Source organism: Streptomyces sp. NPDC059567, from assembly GCF_042735655.1.
Taxonomy (GTDB): Bacteria; Actinomycetota; Actinomycetes; order Streptomycetales; family Streptomycetaceae; genus Streptomyces.
Map to the genome: position 1 here is coordinate 1 of NZ_JBHWBS010000058.1, position 18,414 is coordinate 18,414.

10 protein-coding genes and 1 pseudogene are annotated in these 18,414 nt (G+C 71.6%); 3 read left to right on the plus strand and 8 right to left on the minus strand.

From position 1 onward, the window contains the following. The 3 genes and pseudogenes from ACFVZW_RS23730 to ACFVZW_RS23740 form a co-directional block, all read right to left on the minus strand. Positions 1-1,085, minus strand: a pseudogene (locus ACFVZW_RS23730) (hypothetical protein); the annotation flags it as partial. 4 nt (positions 1,086-1,089) lie between these two features. Further along, the gene (locus tag ACFVZW_RS23735; protein ID WP_384524566.1) at positions 1,090-2,541 is read right to left on the minus strand and encodes a hypothetical protein; all 1,452 of its coding nucleotides are present in this window, start codon (positions 2,539-2,541) and stop codon (positions 1,090-1,092) included. A gap of 279 nt (positions 2,542-2,820) precedes the next feature. Further along, positions 2,821-3,954, minus strand: coding sequence for an N-acetylmuramoyl-L-alanine amidase (locus ACFVZW_RS23740; RefSeq protein ID WP_384524569.1), 1,134 nt, complete (start codon positions 3,952-3,954; stop codon positions 2,821-2,823). Between the two features lie 719 nt (positions 3,955-4,673). Here ACFVZW_RS23740 and ACFVZW_RS23745 point away from each other — a divergent pair. Then, a complete protein-coding gene (locus ACFVZW_RS23745; RefSeq protein WP_384524572.1) occupies positions 4,674-8,885 on the plus strand; it encodes a molybdopterin-dependent oxidoreductase in 4,212 nt (1,403 codons plus the stop codon). Positions 8,886-8,890: 5 nt separating this feature from the next. On the opposite strand, the gene ACFVZW_RS23750 is transcribed toward ACFVZW_RS23745, so the two are convergent. From ACFVZW_RS23750 to ACFVZW_RS23765, 4 genes are all read right to left on the minus strand, one after another. Further along, the gene (locus tag ACFVZW_RS23750; protein ID WP_384524575.1) at positions 8,891-9,286 is read right to left on the minus strand and encodes a molybdopterin-binding protein; all 396 of its coding nucleotides are present in this window, start codon (positions 9,284-9,286) and stop codon (positions 8,891-8,893) included. A gap of 93 nt (positions 9,287-9,379) precedes the next feature. Further along, positions 9,380-9,871 (minus strand): molybdopterin-dependent oxidoreductase, encoded by a 492-nt coding sequence (locus ACFVZW_RS23755; RefSeq protein WP_384524578.1) that lies wholly within the window; start codon positions 9,869-9,871, stop codon positions 9,380-9,382. A gap of 134 nt (positions 9,872-10,005) precedes the next feature. Continuing rightward, positions 10,006-12,816: a molybdopterin-dependent oxidoreductase gene (locus ACFVZW_RS23760; RefSeq protein WP_384524581.1), complete on the minus strand. Its 2,811-nt coding sequence runs from the start codon at positions 12,814-12,816 to the stop codon at positions 10,006-10,008. After that, positions 12,813-13,637 (minus strand): FAD binding domain-containing protein, encoded by an 825-nt coding sequence (locus ACFVZW_RS23765; RefSeq protein ID WP_384524584.1) that lies wholly within the window; start codon positions 13,635-13,637, stop codon positions 12,813-12,815. Before ACFVZW_RS23765 ends, ACFVZW_RS23760 begins: the two co-directional genes overlap by 4 nt. A 229-nt stretch (positions 13,638-13,866) precedes the next feature. Here ACFVZW_RS23765 and ACFVZW_RS23770 point away from each other — a divergent pair, with 229 nt between their 5' ends. Next, the gene (locus ACFVZW_RS23770; RefSeq protein ID WP_384524587.1) at positions 13,867-15,432 is read left to right on the plus strand and encodes a PucR family transcriptional regulator; all 1,566 of its coding nucleotides are present in this window, start codon (positions 13,867-13,869) and stop codon (positions 15,430-15,432) included. A gap of 7 nt (positions 15,433-15,439) precedes the next feature. On the opposite strand, the gene ACFVZW_RS23775 is transcribed toward ACFVZW_RS23770, so the two are convergent. Continuing rightward, positions 15,440-16,648, minus strand: a complete 1,209-nt coding sequence (locus tag ACFVZW_RS23775) for an NAD(P)/FAD-dependent oxidoreductase (RefSeq protein WP_384524590.1) — start codon at positions 16,646-16,648, stop codon at positions 15,440-15,442. Between the two features lie 398 nt (positions 16,649-17,046). Here ACFVZW_RS23775 and gdhA point away from each other — a divergent pair, with 398 nt between their 5' ends. Then, positions 17,047-18,393: an NADP-specific glutamate dehydrogenase gene (gene gdhA, locus ACFVZW_RS23780; RefSeq protein WP_384524593.1), complete on the plus strand. Its 1,347-nt coding sequence runs from the start codon at positions 17,047-17,049 to the stop codon at positions 18,391-18,393. The last annotated feature ends 21 nt before the right edge of the window (positions 18,394-18,414 follow it).

Here is an 18,414-nt window from a genome sequence, read left to right on the forward strand (position 1 = left end):
GGCCGGGCGGGGGGGGGCGCGGACCGCGCCCCCGCCCGCCCCGCCACGATCCGCGGGGCGGGCCCGATGTCCTGTTCCTCCCCGCGACGGTGGGACCACCGCCGCAGCGTCTCGCCGAGCAGCGCCGACTTGCCGGCGCCGGGCGCGCCCGTGACGGCCAGTACGGAGGCCGCGGCGGGGTCGGCGCACCACGAGGCGACGGTCCGCAGGTCCGCTGCCCGGCCGGTGAAGTCGTGGACCACTTCGAGGAACCCCACCTTGTCCGGAGCCGGCATGAGTGGCGGTGCGTCGGGCGCCTCGTCGAAGCGGTGCTGCTGCCGGCGCAGGTCGGCCACCGTGGTCGCGCCGGCGAGCGGAACCCTGTCGCGCAGGACGAGCCGGAGCTCGGCGCTCGTCTCGCCGCCGACGAGCTCGGCGTGGACACGGTGGCGCATGAAGTGGCCCTGCAGGTCGCGGAGGGTGAAGACCTCGTCGAGCGAGGTCTTCGTGTCCAGGTACCGCTCCAGAACCTTGCGGAACGTGCCGAGATAGCCCTGCGCCTCCGGCTTTCCGGTGGCTATCAGCAGCAACGAGCGCGTCCGCGGCTGCTTGGAGCCGTTGAACATGCGGGCCACGTCATGCGCGAAGTTCTCCGAGTTGCATGCCTCCACCATCACCATCGCCCAGTGGCTCTCGTCCTGCTCGCGCCTGCGCTGCTCGGCGTGGACGTAGTGCGCGACCATCTCCGGAGTCACCCGGGCGTCGCCGCGCTCCTTGGAGCCCGGTACGAGCAGCACGGCACCCAACGTCGCCGCGCGGCCGTGGCCGAACCACAGCAGCGCGGACGGTCGGGACTCGTCGTCGCCACGACGCTCCCCGGCCCAGTGCGCGAGCGCCTCGTCGGCGTCGGTCAGGGACTCCACCGCGCGGCCGGCGAAGACGGGGGCTATGGTCTCCCCGCCCATGCGCCGCAGCACGGCAGCGGTCCGCTCGGCCTCGCCGACCGTGTCCTCGTCCGGGAGGCCGGCCACCGGCCCCACCGGAATCAGATGTACGTCGAACGAGTCCGCGACATCGGCCTCCATGTCGTCGAATTCCGAGGCCATGGCGTCAGAGGTGCCGCTCCGATGCCACCACGAGCACGAGCCGTGTCACCGGCTCGCTGCCGCCCACCACCTCGATCTCGTACAGCCCCGGCCTGGTGGCCACACAGGTCGCCGCCAGCCTCCCGTCCTGCCCGGGCACCGGCTTCAACTCCGGGTACAGGACCTCGTCGAGCCCGCTGACCTCCCTGGCGGTGCAGTGGAGGTCGAAGACGCCGTCCCAGCCGGACACCTCGATGGTGATCGGGGACCCGGGCTCGACCCATTCCGGTACGTCCAGATCGAACGTGCCGTTCCCGAGCATGGCCCCGAGCTCGTCGGGATGACGCAGCCCGCGCAGCATCCCGCGCGCCAGATCGACGACGGTGCGACTACGGGCGAGGGCGCCGTGCTCCTGGTAGACCGAGATGGCCTTCTCGCGGGTGCCAGGAAGATGCGCGGCGAACTGGTACACCGTGCCGTCGCCCTCGCGGTTCTCGCGCCGGGGCCGGCCATCGGGGTGGAACAGGACACGGTCGTCGGCCGGATCCCGTTCGAGGATCGAGTCCTGGCCGACGACGGCGTCCGCCTCCATGCGGTAGCTCTGCGGCGTGCGCTTGCCGAGGCCGACCACCATGCTGTGCTCGGGCAGGGTGATGCCCTGCCTGCTCTGCCGCCACCGCAGGGTCTCCTCGACAAGCTCGCGCCGGCCGCCCAGCGCCACGAGGTCGTCGGCGGTCGGCACCCGCGAGTCGAGGCCCAGGTCGAGCGCCCGGTAGGACGGGAGCAGGTCGTACACCCCGGGCATCGTCCGGGTGGCGTCCCGCAGGGTGGTACGGGGCAGCGGAAGCGGCGCGCCCTTGCCGGAGTTGAGCATGACGGCCGCCTTCACGGAACCGCTGAAGGGGGTGCCGACGGTCATGACCGCGCGGATGTCGGGCCGGAGATCGCCGCGGTGGAGAAGTTCACGCACGAGGAGCCCGCCCATGGAGTGGGCGACGAAGACGATACGGGCCGGTCCGGCCTCGGGATGGCCGCCGAGGTAGTGGCGGTGGGCGGCGTGCTCACGCCAGGCTTCGAGGTGCCGACGGGCCGCGGTCGCGAGCAGCCCCCCGTTGTGTTCGACCGAGAGCCGCCAGTCGTACGGGAACGCGAGCACCGCGCTGCGGTGCAAGGCCTCGTGGCGTAACTCGCTGACCAGGTGGTTGTAGGGCTGTGCCTGGCCGAGCCCGGGCATCGACTCGGCGATGTTCAGCACGCCGGTCGGCTCGACCCGCCCCGTACGCCCCGTGCGCTCCTCGTCCGAGACGGCGAGCTCGCGCAGCCGCCGGGCGTGCATGCGCGCGGTGTACTCGAAGAGCCGCCGGACGCCCCACAGTTGCTTACCGCTCTCGACATCCTTGAGCGCACTCCCCATGATGCCGGGCACGATGATCACGGCATCGTGCAGCAGCCGCTCGGGAATCCTCTGACCGCTCACGCTCCACGCCCCCCTCGAAGCCGCCGCCCCATACCGCTCCCCCTCGCGTCACTCCGTCGTGGTGGGCCACGAGGCTAGCAGAGGGGAATCGAAGGTCACCGTGGCTTGCGGCGCAGGCCACGAGCCCTTTGAAGCACGGCAGTTGCGTCCTTGCGCCCCTGTGCGCCCCCCCGTCGTGGAAGGGGGTGCGACGGAGGGCGCATCGGACCCCGCGGCGGCGAGCGACCCCTCGACCGCTCGTCGCCACTGCCGCGCCCGGTTCTCCGGCGCGCCGGCTTCTCAGTCCGCCTGCGCCGCCGCGGCGAGTGCGCGGATGGCGGTCAGATCGGCGTACAGGTTGTTGCCCGGGCACTCGGTCGGATAGCCGTCGCGGTGGCCGGAGATTCGGTTCAGGACGACCTTCTGGCCCTTCGCGAACTTCCCGTTGTCGACGGTCGAGGTCAGCTCGGCCGTGCCGGTGGCGCCGTAGCCGGCGAGGCCGAGCTTCCAGGCGGCCAGGCCAGCGACGGCCCGGAGGACGGGCTGCGGGGTGGGTACCTCGTTGTAGTTGCCGATGACGGCGACACCGGCGGTGTCCGTGTTGAGGCCGTAGGTCTGCGCGCCGACGATCGGCTCGTCGATGCCGCCCGCGCGGCCCTCGAAGACGGTGCCGCACTTGTCGACCAGGAAGTGGTAGCCGATGTCGTTCCAGCCCTGGCCCTGCACGTGGTAGAGGAAGATCGCGCGGATGATGTCCGCGGACTGCGCGCACGCGTAGTCGTTGGTGCCAGCCGTGTGGTGCGTGAACATCACCTTCGTGTCCGACGTGTACTTCGCCGGGCTCAGGACCAGCGACTCGTCCGCGCCCCACCCCGAGCGCGGGACGACGGCGGGCTCCGACGCGGCGGCCACGGTCACGGCCGCGCCCGCGTACGACGTCGTGGCGGCCGCGTCGCGCTCCGGGTCCACCAGCTCCACCCGCAGTCCGGTGGGCAGCTCCGACCCCGCCCCGTCCCGGCCCGTCACCCTGACCTGCACACCGTCGGACGGCCCCGTCCACAGCGGCTGCGTTCCCGCGCGCGACCCGGCGGCCTCGGTGTCCGTGCCGACCTCGGGCGTCCGCACATCGAGTTCCAGCTCGCGCCAGCCCGACCAGACACCGGTGACGATGTCGCGGGTACGGACCTGCGCCGTGCCGCGGAGCTCGGCCCGTGAGTCCGCCCAGGTGACGCCGACCATGCTGAACGGTGCCGTGCGCCGAGCCGGCAGTGCGCGCTGGGCGGGATCGGAGCCGTGCAGCGCGATGCTCCGGAGGTCGTGCGGGATGTGCGCCGCCGCCGGCACCGCCGGGGAGGTGACACCGAGGGCCGCGAGGGTCACGGCGGTCGCCGCCGCGACCCGGGCGGTGCGGCGGAGGAGGTGGGGGTTGTTCACGGGGCTCCTTCAGAGGCTGTGGGCGCTGCGGAGGTGGGGAGTTCACTGCTGCACGTGGTCCGGCCGAAGGCACCGGTGGCGGTGGCACGTTGGCCATGCGTGCCACCTGTGGCCAGGGGTCGGGGAAGCCCCGTTTCTTCCGCGCTTTCGGGCGCATTCGGCCCTGCCGGTTCTTTGGCCGTCGGTATGGCCGCGCTTTGCACACCATCAGATTCGACAAACGCCAGGCTAACGAAATAGGTGGGTATGGCGGCCTCAATCGCCTCGGGCGGGTCAGCAAAATACTCTGAATGCGTGAGCGATTGACGAGGCATCAGCTCTGCGACGAAGAATCCCTCCGCGGCCCGAGCTGCCCGTACGTTCCCTTGGGGCGAAACGTCTCGGGCGCGCGGAGGGAATTCCCGCATTCGAGACGTGCGAGGAATACGAGTCGGGCTCGTTCCGGGGAGTAGCCCGTCGCAAGAGTCCGGAACTTCGGCGCCCCCGGAATACGCCCGTACGGTCCCCGAGGCCATCCGGCGATCATGCGGGAGTTCCCCGGCGGGGGGCTCACAGCTCCTGATCGCCTCCGGTGCGGGCCGTGTAACGCCGTCGGGGCGCAGCCGGTCACGGTCGGGCAACAGGGGCTTCATAAGGTTGGCTGCCACGGGCCCGACCCGCGGGTTGTCGAGGCGGCTCCGCGCCGGGGCCGTCGATCGACGATCTGAGGGAGCGTTCCTGTGGCGGAGACGAAGGCTGCGAGCGAGAGGGTGCGGACGGTCTGCTCGTACTGCGGCGTCGGCTGCGGGATCGTGCTGGACATCGCCGAGGGCGCCGACGGCCGACGTACGGTCGCCAAGGCCTCCGGCGACAAGCAGCATCCGGCCAACGGCGGACGGCTGTGCACCAAGGGCGCGACCCACGCGGACATGCTGGCCGCTCCCGGCCGGCTGACCACGGCGCGGATCCGCGCCGACCGGGGCGCCGAGCCCGAGGCCGTGGACGTGGATGCGGCCGTCACCCGGACCGCCACGGCCCTTCGGGCGATCCTCGACGCACACGGCCCCGACGCACTCGCCCTCTACGTCTCCGGCCAGATGTCGCTGGAGGCGCAGTACCTGGCCAACAAGCTGGCCAAGGGGTTCATACGGACCAGCCGGATCGAGTCCAACTCCCGCCTGTGCATGGCGAGCGCCGGAACCGGCTACAAGCTGTCGCTGGGCGCCGACGGTCCGCCCGGCTCGTACGAGGACTTCGATCGGGCGGACGTCTTCCTCGTCATCGGCGCCAACATGGCCGACTGCCATCCGATCCTCTTCCTGAGGATGATGGACCGCGTCAAGTCCGCCGGAGCCAAGCTGATCGTGGTCGACCCCCGGCGCAACGCCACCGCGGACAAGGCCGACCTGTTCCTGCGGATCCGTCCGGGCACCGACCTCGCTCTGCTCAACGGCCTGCTGCACCTTCTGGTCGAAGGCGGCCGGACCGACCCGGACTTCATCGCCGAGTACACCGAGGGCTGGGAGGAGATGCCCGGCTTCCTCGCGGACTACCCGCCCGCGAAGGTCGCCGAGATCACCGGCATACCGGAGGCCGACATCCGGCGGGCCGCGCAGTGGATCGGCGCGGCCGGGGAGTGGACGAGCTGCTGGACCATGGGACTCAACCAGTCCACCCACGGAACCTGGAACACCAACGCCCTCGTCAACCTGCACCTGGCCACCGGCGCGATCTGCCGCCCCGGCAGCGGCCCGTTCTCCCTCACCGGCCAGCCGAACGCCATGGGCGGCCGCGAGATGGGTTACATGGGGCCGGGCCTGCCGGGACAGCGGTCGGTGCTGGTCGAGGAGGAACGCCGTTACGTCGAGGACCTCTGGGGAGTGCCGGAGGGCACCCTGCGCACCGAGGCCGGCCGCGGCACCGTCGAGATGTTCGAGCAGATGGCGGCCGGAGAGATCAAGGCATGCTGGATCATCTGCACGAACCCGGTCGCCTCGGTCGCCAACCGGCGCACCGTGATCGAGGCCCTGGAGTCGGCCGAACTGGTCATCACCCAGGACGTGTTCGCCGAGACCGAGACCAACGCGTACGCCGACATCTCGCTCCCCGCCACCCTCTGGGCGGAGTCCGACGGGGTGATGATCAACTCCGAGCGCAACCTCACCCTCGTCCAGGGCGCCGTCGATCCGCCCGGGCAGGCGCTGCCGGACTGGCAGCTCATCGCCCGTGTCGCCTGCGAGATGGGCTTCGCCGACGCGTTCACCTACGCGTCCGCGGAGGAGGTCTTCGAGGAGCTCCGGCGGGCCTGGAACCCCGCGACCGGATGGGATCTGCGCGGTGTCACCTACGAGCGGCTGCGCCGTGCTCCGGTGCAGTGGCCCGCGGCGACCGTGGACGGGCCGGACCGCAATCCGATCCGTTACGTGAACGACGGCGTCAGCCGGCCCCTGGTCGAGCGCCCGGACGGCAGCCGGCCCCGTCTGGTCTTCCCGACCGCGTCCGGGCGGGCGTCGTTCTTCGCCCGCCCGCACCTGCCCGCCGCCGAACTCCCGGACGACGACTACCCCTTCGTCCTCAACACCGGGCGTCTGCAGCACCAGTGGCACACCATGACCAGGACCGGAAGGATCGCGAAACTCAACAAGCTCGACCCCGGCCCCTTCGTCGAACTCCACCCTCAGGACGCCGGCGCACTCGGCATCGTGGACGGCGACGGCGTCGAGGTGGCCTCGCGGCGCGGCCGGGCGGTGCTGCCCGCGGTCGTCACCGACAGGGTCCGGCCCGGCGACTGCTTCGCGCCGTTCCACTGGAACGACCTGTTCGGCGAGTACCTCAGCGTCAACGCCGTCACCAACGACGCCGTCGATCCGCTCTCCTTCCAACCCGAGTTCAAGGCCTGCGCGGTGACCCTGACCAAGACGACGGCACCGCGCCCCGCGCCGGGCCCGGAAGCCGCCCGGCCGATCACCGGCGGTCGGCAGGACGCCGCGACCGAAGGGCATGCGCAAGGGGCCGTGACGACCCTGGCGCACACGGAGACGGCCTCGGCGGCGTCACCGCTCTCCGCCATCGCCGGTCTGCTCGGTCTGACCGACCTGACTCCTCCGGACCTCGCGGACCACGAGCGCCGCTACCTGGCCGGATTCCTGGCCGGAGTCGCCGCCGCCCCGCCCGGCACGGCCGTGCCGACGCTCCCCGCCGACGCCCCGTTCGAGCCGCCGAACGCCCTGTGGGTCGAGGGACTCCTGGCCGGAGTGTTCTCCCGGTCTCCGGGATCGTCGACGGTGCTGCCGGGGGATCAGGCGCCGACCACCACCGCGGGCGCGCGCACCCGGCGGACCGTCGTCCTGTGGGCGTCCCAGACGGGCAACGCGGAGGCGTACGCCACCACCATCGGCGGGCGCCTTGCCGACGCAGGCCGCCCGGTGGCCGTCCACAGCATGGCGGACCACGCTCCCGCGGCTCTGTCGTCCGGCACGGACGTGCTGGTGGTCACGAGCACGTTCGGAGACGGCGACGCCCCGGACAACGGGTCCGGCTTCTGGCAGGCCCTGAGCGCCGCCGACGCGGCACCCCTGCGGGACGTCCGGTACGCGGTGCTCGCCTTCGGCGACTCCGCCTACGACGACTTCTGCGGCCACGGCCGCCGCCTCGACGAGCGCCTCGCCGAGCTCGGAGCCGTACGCCTCCTGCCACGCGTCGACTGCGAGCCGGACTACGACGAGCCCGCCGGGCAGTGGCTCGACCGGGTGATCCACGCCCTCGCGACCCCCGCGGAGCCGGTGGTCGCGGCGTCGATCGCCGTCGTGGAGCGGGCGACGCCCGCGCCGCAGCCGAGCAAGGCCGACCCGTATCCCGCCCGGCTGTCCGGCAACCGGCTGCTCAGCCTGCCCGGAGCGGGCAAGGAGGTCCGCCGGTTCACCTTCGACCTGGGCGAGAGCGGGGTGGAGTACGAGGCGGGCGACGCCCTCGGCGTCTGGCCGGTCAACTGTCCTGAGCTGGTGGCGGAGTGGCTTGCCGTCACCGGTCTGTCCCCGGACGCCGAGGTCGTGCTGCCGGGCTCGGAGCCGATGCCGTTCGCGCAGGCCCTCCACCGCCATCTGGACATCACCCGCATCACGGCCGACCTGCTGCGGCTGGCCACCGAACGCACCGGCGACCGGGTGCTCAGGCAGTTGACGCGCCCGGACAACAAGGACGGCCTCGCGCGGTGGACGTGGGGTCGGCAGGCCGTCGACGTCATCGCCGAGTTCCCGGTCCGGCTCAGCGCCCAGGAGTGGACGGAACGGCTCAAGCGGCTGCAGCCGCGGCTCTACTCGATCTCCTCCAGCCCCCTCGCCGACCCGCGCGAGGTCGGCCTCACCGTCTCGGTGCTGCGCTACGAGGGGTTGTCGGGCCGGCGGCGCAAGGGAGTCGCGTCGACCTTCCTCGCCGATGCCGAACCCGGTGGCGAGGTACCCCTGTTCGTCCAGCGCTCGGCGCACTTCCGCCCGCCGGCGGACCCGGCCACGCCCGCGATCATGGTGGGCCCGGGCACCGGAATAGCCCCGTTCATGGGCTTCCTGGAACAGCGCCGGGCCCTCGGCCACCACGGCGCCAACTGGCTCTTCTTCGGCGAACAGCACCAGGCCACCGACTTCTACTACCGGCGGGAGCTGGCGGAGTTCCACCGGCAGGGCACGCTGAGCCGCCTCGATCTGGCCTTCTCCCGCGATCAGCGGGCCAAGATCTACGTCCAGGACAGGATGCGCGAGCACGGTGCCCACCTGTGGTCCTGGCTCCAGGACGGCGCTCACTTCTACGTCTGCGGCGACGCGAGCCGGATGGCCAAGGACGTCGACCGCGCCCTGCGCGAGATCGCCATCACCCAGGGCGGGCTGGGCGAGGACGAGGCCGCCGCGTATGTGAAGCAGCTCGCCGCCGACCAGCGCTACGGCCGTGACGTGTACTGACGGGGTCAGGTGCGGTCGATGTGCACGCTGGTCGACTTCACGCGGGCGGTGGCCTGCATGCCGACCTCGAGTCCCAGCTCCTCGACGGCCTCCCTGGTCAACAGGGACACCAGCCGGTGGGGACCCGCCTGGATCTCCACCTGCGCGGCGACGTCACCGAGCTTGACCGCGGTGACGATGCCGGGGAAGGCGTTGCGCGCCGAGGTGTACGAGGCGTCCTCGTCGCCGCTTCCGCCCTGGCCGACCTCGATGGAGAAGGCGGCCAGGTCGCGGCCGTCGATGAGACGGCGCCCGCTGTCGTCGCGATGGGTGGCGACCCGGCCGGCGTCGGCCCAGCGGCGGGCGGTGTCGGGGCTGACGCCGAGCAGACGCGCCGCCTGCCCGATGGTGTAGGACTGCATGGGCGCCACCCTAGGAGGCTTTGCCGGCGTCTGACGGATCCGAAGCCGAACCGTGCCCCGCACGTCGGCACGTGCGGGGGCGACAGCCGCGTCTCAGGACGTCGCGTCCGGTACGCGGCACGTGCCGATCCAGACGCTGGTGACGGCGCTGATGTACCGGGCGCCGCAGTGGTCGGACGGCACGACCAGCTGACAGCCCGCCTCGTCGAGCTCCGTCCCGTCCATGCGGGTGGCGAGCAGGATCGGGAGCGCCCCGAAATCGGTGTCGAACTCCGCCCACGCGAGCACGGCGTGGTGTCCGTCCCCGCCGGTGAACGCCACCAGGAACCTGGCGCGCTCCTTGCGGCGGCGGGGATCGAACGACGGCTCCACCGCTTCCAGCACCTCCCGCAGGAGCGGGCCGCGGAAGTGGTGCTCCTGCGGGCCGCTGGTCGCGCAGTCGAACGTCACCGTCGCCTCGTGCTGACCCCAGCGGCGCCGCAGGTCCGCGACGCTCAGGGTGAGCGGGCGGGCCACCTCCCCGTGGATGGTGAAGCGGCCCGTGCGGACGGGGTCGGTTCGGGGCGGCGCGGTGACGCTGCTCATGGGGCTCCCCTTCGGACGGTCGGTGCGGCGGCTGACGCCAGTGATACCCGTCCAGCTGTTGCGGAACCACACCTGCTCCCGAATCTGCCCGTATCGCCTCGCATTTGTGAGCAAGGTACGAAGAGCGCCTTGGGCTATTCCGTTCCATCGTCCGACGACGTGCACGGCGCAGCGCTCCGCGCCCGGTGACGGTCGAGTGCGCGCCAGACGCGGTCACGGGTGACGGGCAGCTCGGTGAACCGGATGCCGGTGGCGTCCCGCAGGGCGTTCGCGAACGCGGGTGCGACCGGGTTGAACGGGCTCTCGCTCATCGACTTGGCCCCGAGCGGGCCGATCGCGTCGGACGTCTCCATGAAGTGGACCTCCGTGCGGGGCACATCGGCGTACTGGGGGAGCCGGTAGCGACGGAAGGCGGCCGTCGTCACCTCGCCGCGCTCGTCCACCCGCACGGTCTCGAAGAGCGTCGCCCCGAGCGCCTGGGCGACGCCGCCCTCGACCTGGCCGCGGCACTGCATCGGGTTCATGACCTTGCCCGCGTCCGCCGCGTGGACGCTGCGCAGGATCCTCATCTCGCCGGTGTCCGGGTCGACGGCCAGCCGGAACCACTGCGCGTTGAAGGCGACCGAGCGCGGCGAGCCGCCCCAGTGCCCGTCTGCCGCCAGCTCCTCCAGCCTGCCCTTGTCGTAGGCGGCCTCGTACAGCTCCTTCAGGCTGACGATCCGGCCCGCGCAGTCGAGGGCCTCGGCCTCCAGCCTGCACAGGTGCCGCGCCACGCCCGTGTGCCGGGCCGCGAAGGTCCGCAGGCGCTCAGCGAGCGAGTCGGCCGCCAGCATCACGGCCTTGCCCGCCACCACCGTGCCGGCCGAGCCGAACGCGCCGGTGTCGTGGCGGACCACGTCCGTGTCCGACTGGCGGACCACGATCCGGTCGACCGTGGTGTTCAGCGCGCCCGCGGTGATCTGCTTGTGGACGGTGGTCGTGCCGTTGCCGAACTCCGCCGTGCCCACCGCGATGTCGTACGTGCCGTCGCGCAGCAGGCTGACCCGGGCATCGGCGAAGTGGCCGCCCGGCGGGCCGGTCGCGATCATCGCGACCGCCGTGCCCGTCCCGGTGAGCCAGCCCTCGGGGACGTCCTCGTGGCTGCGGTCCTCGGCGATCGCCTCGCGGACCACGTCCATGCACTGCTTCATCCCGTACGAGGCGATGAAGAGGTCCTCCTCGTGACCGATCGGGGTCACCATGGGGTCGCCGGCGCCGATGACGTTCTTCTCGCGCAGGACGAGCGGGTCCATGCCGAGCCGCACGGCGAGCTCGTCCATCACCGATTCGAGGGCGAAGAGGACCTGTCCCAGGCCGTAGCCGCGGAACGCGCCCGCCGGTACGCCATTGGTGTAGACGGAGTACGCCTCCACCTCCTTGTTCGGCGCCTTGTAGACGGCGAAGGACTCGCCGACGCTGTGGAACATGACGGCCGGGCCGTGGTTGCCGTAGGCGCCGGTGTTCGAAAGCACGCGGATGCGCAGCGCGGTGAGGGTGCCGTCGGCCTTGGCGCCCACCTTGATGGTGATCTTGAAGGGGTGGCGGGTGGTGGCACCGTGGAACTGCTCGGCCCGGGTGAACTCGAGTTTCACCGGGCGCCGCAGCTTCAGCGCGGCGAGGACCACGATGTCCTCGGTGAGCATCTCCTGCTTGCCGCCGAACCCGCCGCCCACGCGGCCCGCGACGACGCGGACCTCGTCCTCGTTCAGGTCGTAGAGGGCGCACAGCGCCCGCCGGGTCAGGAAAGGCGCCTGCGTGGAGGAGCGGACGGTGATGCGCTCGCCCTCGCCGTCCTCCTTGGGCTCGAAGTACGCGACGCTGCCGTGGGTCTCCAGGCTGGCGTGCTGCACGCGCTGGGTCAGATACGTCTCCTCGTAGAGGACGTCGGCCTCCGCGTAGCCCTCCGCCATGTTCCCGATCGTGCCGTGCACCTCGCCGCACACGTTGCTCTCGGGACGGGCGATCCGCGACTCCGGGCCCTTGGCGTGGATGACCGGGGCGCCCGGGAGCATGGCCTCCTCCGGGTCGATGACGTACGGCAGTTCCTCGTACGTGACGACCACCCGGCGGCAGCCCTCCTCGGCCGCCTGCTCGCTGTCGGCGACGACGGCCGCCACGCGCTGGCCGACGAAGCGGACGACATCGTCCAGGACGCGGGTGTCCTCCGGGTCCTCGGTCGGGTGCTCGTGACGGGCGGAGGAGTACAGCCGGTCGGGGGCGTCGTGGTGGGTGAGGACGGCCTGCACGCCCGGGACCCGGAGCGCCTCGGAGGTGTCGATGGAGACGATCCGGGCGTGCGGGTGCGGGGAGCGCAGCAGCTTCATGTGGAGCAGCCCGGGCACCTCGACGTCGAAGGTGTAGCGGGCGGTGCCGGTCACCACCTGGGGGCCGGCCGGTGCGCCGAGGCTCCTGCCCACGGCCTTTCCCGCACAGGGGCGTTCGGTGTGCTTCACCCCGCGTACGGCGTCCTCGATGGCGCGGTAGCCGGTGCAGCGGCAGACGTTGCCCTTGAAGGCGCGCGGCAGGTCGTCGAGCTTGCCGTCGTCGTGCTCGGTGCCCTCCTCGGCCTGGAGGGCGGCGGTGGTCATCAGGAAGCCGGCGGTGCAGAAGCCGCACTGGAAGCCCTGGGCGTCGAGGAACCGCTGCTGCACCGGGTGGAGTTCGCCGCCCTCCTCGGCGAGGCCCTCGACGGTGGTGACCGACCGGCCCTCGGCCCGTACCGCCGGATAGACGCAGCTGTGTACGGGCTCGCCGTCCACATGCACGGTGCAGGCGCCGCAGTCCCCGGCGTCGCAGCCCTTCTTCACCCCGAACCAGCCGCGCTCGCGCAGATACGTACGCAGGCACTGGCCGGCGCGCGGCTCGTCGTCGAAGGGTTCCTGGTTGACCTGGACACGGAAGCTCATCGTGCCGACTCCTGGGTGAGTTCGCGGCGGATCTCCTCCGCGAAGCGAAGGGCCATGTGCCGCCGCCACTCGGGCAGCCCGTGGATGTCGTCGAACCATTCCTGATCGGCGACGGCCGAGTCGATCGAACTCCGGAGGGCCTGCGCGGTCGGGGGGAGCGGAAACCAGAAGCGGAACGGCCTGGTCGTGGCGGCGGTGACGGTGACGGCCAGCGATCCGTCCCGTGGGTCGAGCGTGCCGATGACCAGCGCTCCGGAGCGCCCAAGCCCGTAGAGCGACGCCTGGCGGAACGCCGTCCGGCAGTTCAGGGCGTCGGCCGGAATCGTGATCGACCGCAGCAGTTCGCCCTCGGCGAGGTCCTTGCGCCCGGCGCCCGTGACGAAGTCCGTCACCTTACTGCGGCGCAGTGAACCGCCCTGGCCCAGCAGCAGGCATTCGCCGTCGAGTCCCGCCGTCAGCGAGATCATCGGCCCGGCCGGCAGGCCGTTGCACAGGTTGCCGCCGACCGTCGCCATGTTCCAGATCTTGAACGAGGCGAGAAACGCCCGGCATGACTGCTCGACGAGGAATGCCGCGGGGGCCGGGAGCGTACGGGCGTACCGGTACAGCCGTGCGACCGTGCAGGTGGCCGCTATCTCCAAGGACCCGTCCGGATGCCGTACGAGCGGTTCCCAGCCCATGCGGCTCAGGTCGATCAGCCGGCGGATGTGCGGCTGCGGCTCCGAGAAGAGATAGGTACCGCCGCCGAGCCAGGCGTCCCCCGGCCGCCAGGTCTCGCGACGGCGAGCGTCGCGTACGTCGAGCACCGTGTTCAGATCCATGTCTCCCCATGCCCTTTCGGCCACTTGCTTCCCGCCAGTGAAACCCGCGCGGTGGGGCGTAAACGACTGGTTGCGCACACGGAAAGCACCATCCGGACACGCCGGGGATTGGTTGATCAACCAAGAGGCATTTTCCTGAATCGCCTTAGCATTTACGATGCAGGAACACATTCTCGCCTTGTGAATGTGAGGTACTCGGATCGACCTGGTTCGCGCAGGGAGGCAGCGCATGCATGTCGGACACCTCCTCCAACTGGACAGCCTTCGCCTCGCCCTGGTCTGGGGCGACGAGGGCCTTCTCGGTCACGAGATCAGCGGAGTGACAGCCACCGACCTGGAGGACCCCACCCGCTTCCTCCAGCCGGGCGAGATCGTCCTGAGCGGGCTCGTGTGGTGGAACCAGGACGACAGCCGCGCCAGGACCGACCGGTTCGTCGCCGCACTGCGCTCCGCCGGCGCCGCCGCGCTGCTGGCCGGCGAGGAGACGCACGGCACGGTCCCCGCCGATCTCGTCGCCGCCTGCGAGGCGCACCGGATCCCGCTGCTCGCGGTGCCGTCGCGGACGACCTTCCGGGCCGTGACCGAGGCCGTGTACCTGCGGCAGTGGGGCGATCTCAGCCGCCGCCCCACCCTCCACCACGCCCTTCCGGAGAACGTGCGCAACGACCTGAGCCGCGTGCTCGAACGAGGGCCCACACCGGCGGAGCTCCTGGACCGCGCCTTCGCGCACCTCGGAACACCCCCCTGCCATCTGCTGACCAGCAGTGGCCGCACCGTCGCGCGGACCGCCTCCGCCCCCGAACTGACGGCCCACCAGGCCGCGAGCAGCCTCCACGACACGACGGGCACGACCCTGCGGGCCGGGACGGGCGGCACTCCGTACGACGCCTGGCACCTCTACCTCCCGGCTCCCGCCGAGACCCCGCCGCGCGTCCTGCACGAGATCGCCGAGGTCATGGCCCAGTACCGGGACCACCACGACCGCCGGCAGAGGGCGCGGCGAGAGACGGCCGACGCGCTCGTCCGTCTGATCGACACGCCCGCACCCGACACCACCGCCGTGGACGGCGCACTGCGCACCTGCGGCCTTCCGTCCCGGGACACGCGGTACCGCGTACTGGTCGCCTCGACCGACGACGCCGACGGCGGCGCGACCGCGGCCGACGCGCTCACCGAGGCACTGAGCCACCTTCCTTCCGCCTTCGCGGTCGGTACGGGCCGCGGTGGCGAAGCCATTGGTGTCCTCGAAGCCACCGCGGACGACGGGACCAGCGGCCGACTGGCGGAGATCTGGCCCCTCCTCGCCGCCTGCCATCCGCAGGGGGCGGTCGCGCCGCGCGTCGGCGTCAGCGCGCCCGTACCGCACGCCGACGGTCTGCGGCGAGCCCTCGACCAGGCACGCTACGCCTCCGCCGCCGCCGGGTCCGGAGCCGAGGGGCGGACGCGGGTCAGGGGCATGGAGGAACTGTCCACCGTCGAAGCGCTGTTGGCCGGGGTCCCCGCGGATGTCAAAGCCGTGTACACCACCACGACCCTGGGCCCGCTTCTGGACAGCACCAGCGCCTCCCACCGCGTCCTCCTGGAGACCCTGGAGGTGTTCCTCGGCCTCAACTGCTCCTGGGCGCGGACGGCCGAGACCCTCAACGTGCACGTGAACACGGTCCACTACCGGATCCAGCGCATCGAGGCCCTCACCGGACGGGACCTCTCACGCCTCGACCACAAACTCGATCTCCGTGCGGCGCTCCTGTGCCGCCGACCGCCGGTGTCGGGCGAGGTCCAGCGCGCGCGGTGAGAACGGCTCAGCCCGCGGCGGGTGTCAGGGACGGGTCGGAGAAGAACTCCGAGGGAGAGGTCACCCCGGCGACAACCCGGGCAAAGCCGTCCATGGTCTCCTGCCGCCCGGCGATGGCGCCGAACATCCGCTGCATCTCCGGAGTCGGCGGCTCGAGGCGGGCGAAGTCGGCGGTGAACTCGTACATCTCGCGGACGCGGCCGTCGCGGGCCTCCTGGTAGTCCCGCATGGCCTCCTCGAAGGGGCGCTGTCCGGTGAGGGCCTCGTCGACGGCCCGGGCGCACAGTTCCGCGTCCTGGAAGGCGTCCTGGATGCCCTGAGCGGTGATGAAGTCCTTGAGGTAGCCGGCGTCCCCCACCAGGGCCCAGCCCGGTCCGTACGGTGTGCGGAAGTAGTTCGGGACCGCGGTCCCGACGAAGCGTTCCACTCGGGTGGCCGACGCGATCCGTTCGGCCAGGGAGGGCGCCAGGGCGACGGTGGCCAGGTACTCGCCCTCGGAGTCGGTCCGGTTCGCCTCGAATTCGCTCATGGGCCAGCCGCAGATGAGCAGGGTCAGGCCGTCGTGGGTGGGCCAGCCGGCGAACCCTCGGTTGGGCCGCAGGAACGCCTCGAACCTGTCGAAGCCGAGCCCCGACCAGTAGGTGTAGTAGCTGGCCTGCAGCTTCGGCTTCTCGGCGTACGAGGCGGCTCCGACGCTGCGCGCGACGAGCGAGTGGGCGCCGTCCGCGCCGATCACCAGCCGGGCGTGCTCCGTCACCCGGGGGCTGTCGTGTTCGCGTCCCCGGATCCCGGTCACGGTGTCGTCCGCGCTTTCGCCCCCGTTCACCAGTTCCTCGACGGAGAACCCCTCGCGTAGCTCGGCGCCCGCCTCCACGGCGGCATCCACGAGGATCTTGTCCAGGACCGTGCGGCGCGGCGCGTACGAGCCGGAGAACCCGTACCCGGCCGGGGAACCGGCCAGGGTGAGCGGCCCGAGGTCGAAGGAGTACGTGGTGATCATCGGCAGGTCGCCGGCGGTCACCCGGCCCAGCAGGCCCCAGCGGTCCAGCGCCGCCAGGCCCGGCGGATGGATCAGATGCGTGGAGACGGTGTCGCTCGGGAAATGGGCCCGGTCCAGCAGGAGGACCCGGTGGCCCCGTCGTGCCAGCAGCATCGCGGTCGGCGCACCGGCGCAGCGCGCTCCGACCACGATGGCGTCGTAGGTCTTCTCGGGCATGGCGTCACCTGACGGTCGCTGTACTTCCACGCTATCCCCGCGCCCCGTCCGGCGCGTCCGGAAGGCGGCGGGCCACGGACGCGGCCGCGCGCAACGCCGGACGGCTGACGGGTGCGCCCGCGGGCGACCCTCAGCTCCCTGAGCACCCTCTCCCCACGCCGCTTCCACACTGCTCGCCGACCGGCTCGCCGGCGGGGAGATCCACGACGACCTCGCCGCGGTAGGGCGGGAGCGGCCGCGGTTCGCTCCCTCACTCCTCAAGGCTCCGACACTGCGCGTTGTCCGGGTGGTCGATCGGATCGCGGATCATCTCAACACCCGCGCGGGCTAAGGTCCGACGAGAACTGTGTGACGTCGCCCCCGGGCAACGGAACTTTCGGAGAAAGCGAGACACGGGCATGAACGTCAGCGCGCACATGGAAGCCGTCTACACGGAAGTCTGCCGGCGTAACCCCGGCGAGGCGGAGTTCCACCAGGCGGCGGCCGAGGTCCTCGACTCCCTGGCACCGGCGGTCGAGCGGCACCCCGAGTACGTCGACACCGGGCTCCTGGAAAGGCTCTGCGAGCCGGAGCGGCAGCTCATCTTCCGCGTTCCCTGGGTCGACGACCAGGGCGCCGTGCACGTGAACCGAGGCTTCCGGGTGGAGTTCAACAGCGCCCTCGGGCCGTACAAGGGAGGGCTGCGCTTCCACCCGAGCGTCAACCTCGGCATCGTGAAGTTCCTCGGATTCGAGCAGATCTTCAAGAACGCGCTGACCGGGATGGCGATCGGCGGCGGCAAGGGCGGCTCCGACTTCGACCCCAAGGCCCGCTCGGACGCCGAGATCATGCGGTTCTGCCAGTCCTTCATGACCGAACTCCACCGCCACCTGGGCGAGCACACCGACGTTCCCGCCGGAGACATCGGCGTGGGCGGGCGGGAGATCGGCTACCTCTTCGGCCAGTACAAGCGGATCACCAACCGCTACGAGTCCGGCGTCCTCACCGGCAAGCCGGTCGGCTGGGGCGGCTCTCACGTCCGCACCGAGGCCACCGGCTACGGCGCGGTCTACTTCGCCCAGGAGATGCTCGCCACGCGCGGCCACGGCTTCGACGGGCGCCGGGTCGTGGTCTCCGGATCCGGGAACGTGGCCGTGTACGCGGCGGAGAAGGTGCGGGCTCTGGGCGGCCGGGTGGTGGCCTGCAGCGACTCCTCCGGATACCTCGTCGACGAGGAAGGCATCGACCTGGAGCTGCTCAAGGACGTCAAGGAGGTGCGCCGCGCCCGGATCTCCGCCTACGCGGAGGCGAAGCCGACCGCGCGGTTCTCGGCCCGCGGCACGGTGTACGACGTGCCGTGCGACATCGCCCTGCCCTGCGCGACCCAGAACGAGCTGGGCCGTGACGACGCCGTGGCCCTGGTCAAGAACGGGGTGCTCGCCGTCGCCGAGGGCGCGAACATGCCCTGTACCCCCGAGGCGGTGAAGGTGTTCCGCGAGGCCGGGGTCCTCTTCGGCCCCGGGAAGGCCGCGAACGCGGGCGGCGTGGCCACCTCGGCGCTCGAGATGCAGCAGAACGCGGCCCGCGACAGCTGGACCTTCGAGCAGACCGAGTCCCGGCTCGCCATGGTCATGCGCGACGTCCACACCCAGTGCCGCGCCACCGCCGAGGCGTACGGCGGCAACTCCGAGGACTACGTGCTCGGCGCCAATGTGGCCGGGTTCCTGAGGGTGGCTCAGGCCATGACCGCCCAGGGCATCATCTGACGGCAGCGGCCTCCGGGCAGT

Excerpts from the sequence above, each read along its gene's own strand:
- ACFVZW_RS23750 (WP_384524575.1), bottom strand. The coding sequence starts at position 9,286 with ATGCAGTCCTACACCATCGGGCAGGCGGCGCGTCTGCTCGGCGTCAGC.
- ACFVZW_RS23755 (WP_384524578.1), bottom strand. The coding sequence starts at position 9,871 with ATGAGCAGCGTCACCGCGCCGCCCCGAACCGACCCCGTCCGCACGGGC.
- ACFVZW_RS23760 (WP_384524581.1), bottom strand. The coding sequence starts at position 12,816 with ATGAGCTTCCGTGTCCAGGTCAACCAGGAACCCTTCGACGACGAGCCG.
- ACFVZW_RS23765 (WP_384524584.1), bottom strand. The coding sequence starts at position 13,637 with ATGGATCTGAACACGGTGCTCGACGTACGCGACGCTCGCCGTCGCGAG.
- ACFVZW_RS23770 (WP_384524587.1), top strand. The coding sequence starts at position 13,867 with ATGCATGTCGGACACCTCCTCCAACTGGACAGCCTTCGCCTCGCCCTG.
- ACFVZW_RS23775 (WP_384524590.1), bottom strand. The coding sequence starts at position 16,648 with ATGCCCGAGAAGACCTACGACGCCATCGTGGTCGGAGCGCGCTGCGCC.
- gdhA (WP_384524593.1), top strand. The coding sequence starts at position 17,047 with ATGAACGTCAGCGCGCACATGGAAGCCGTCTACACGGAAGTCTGCCGG.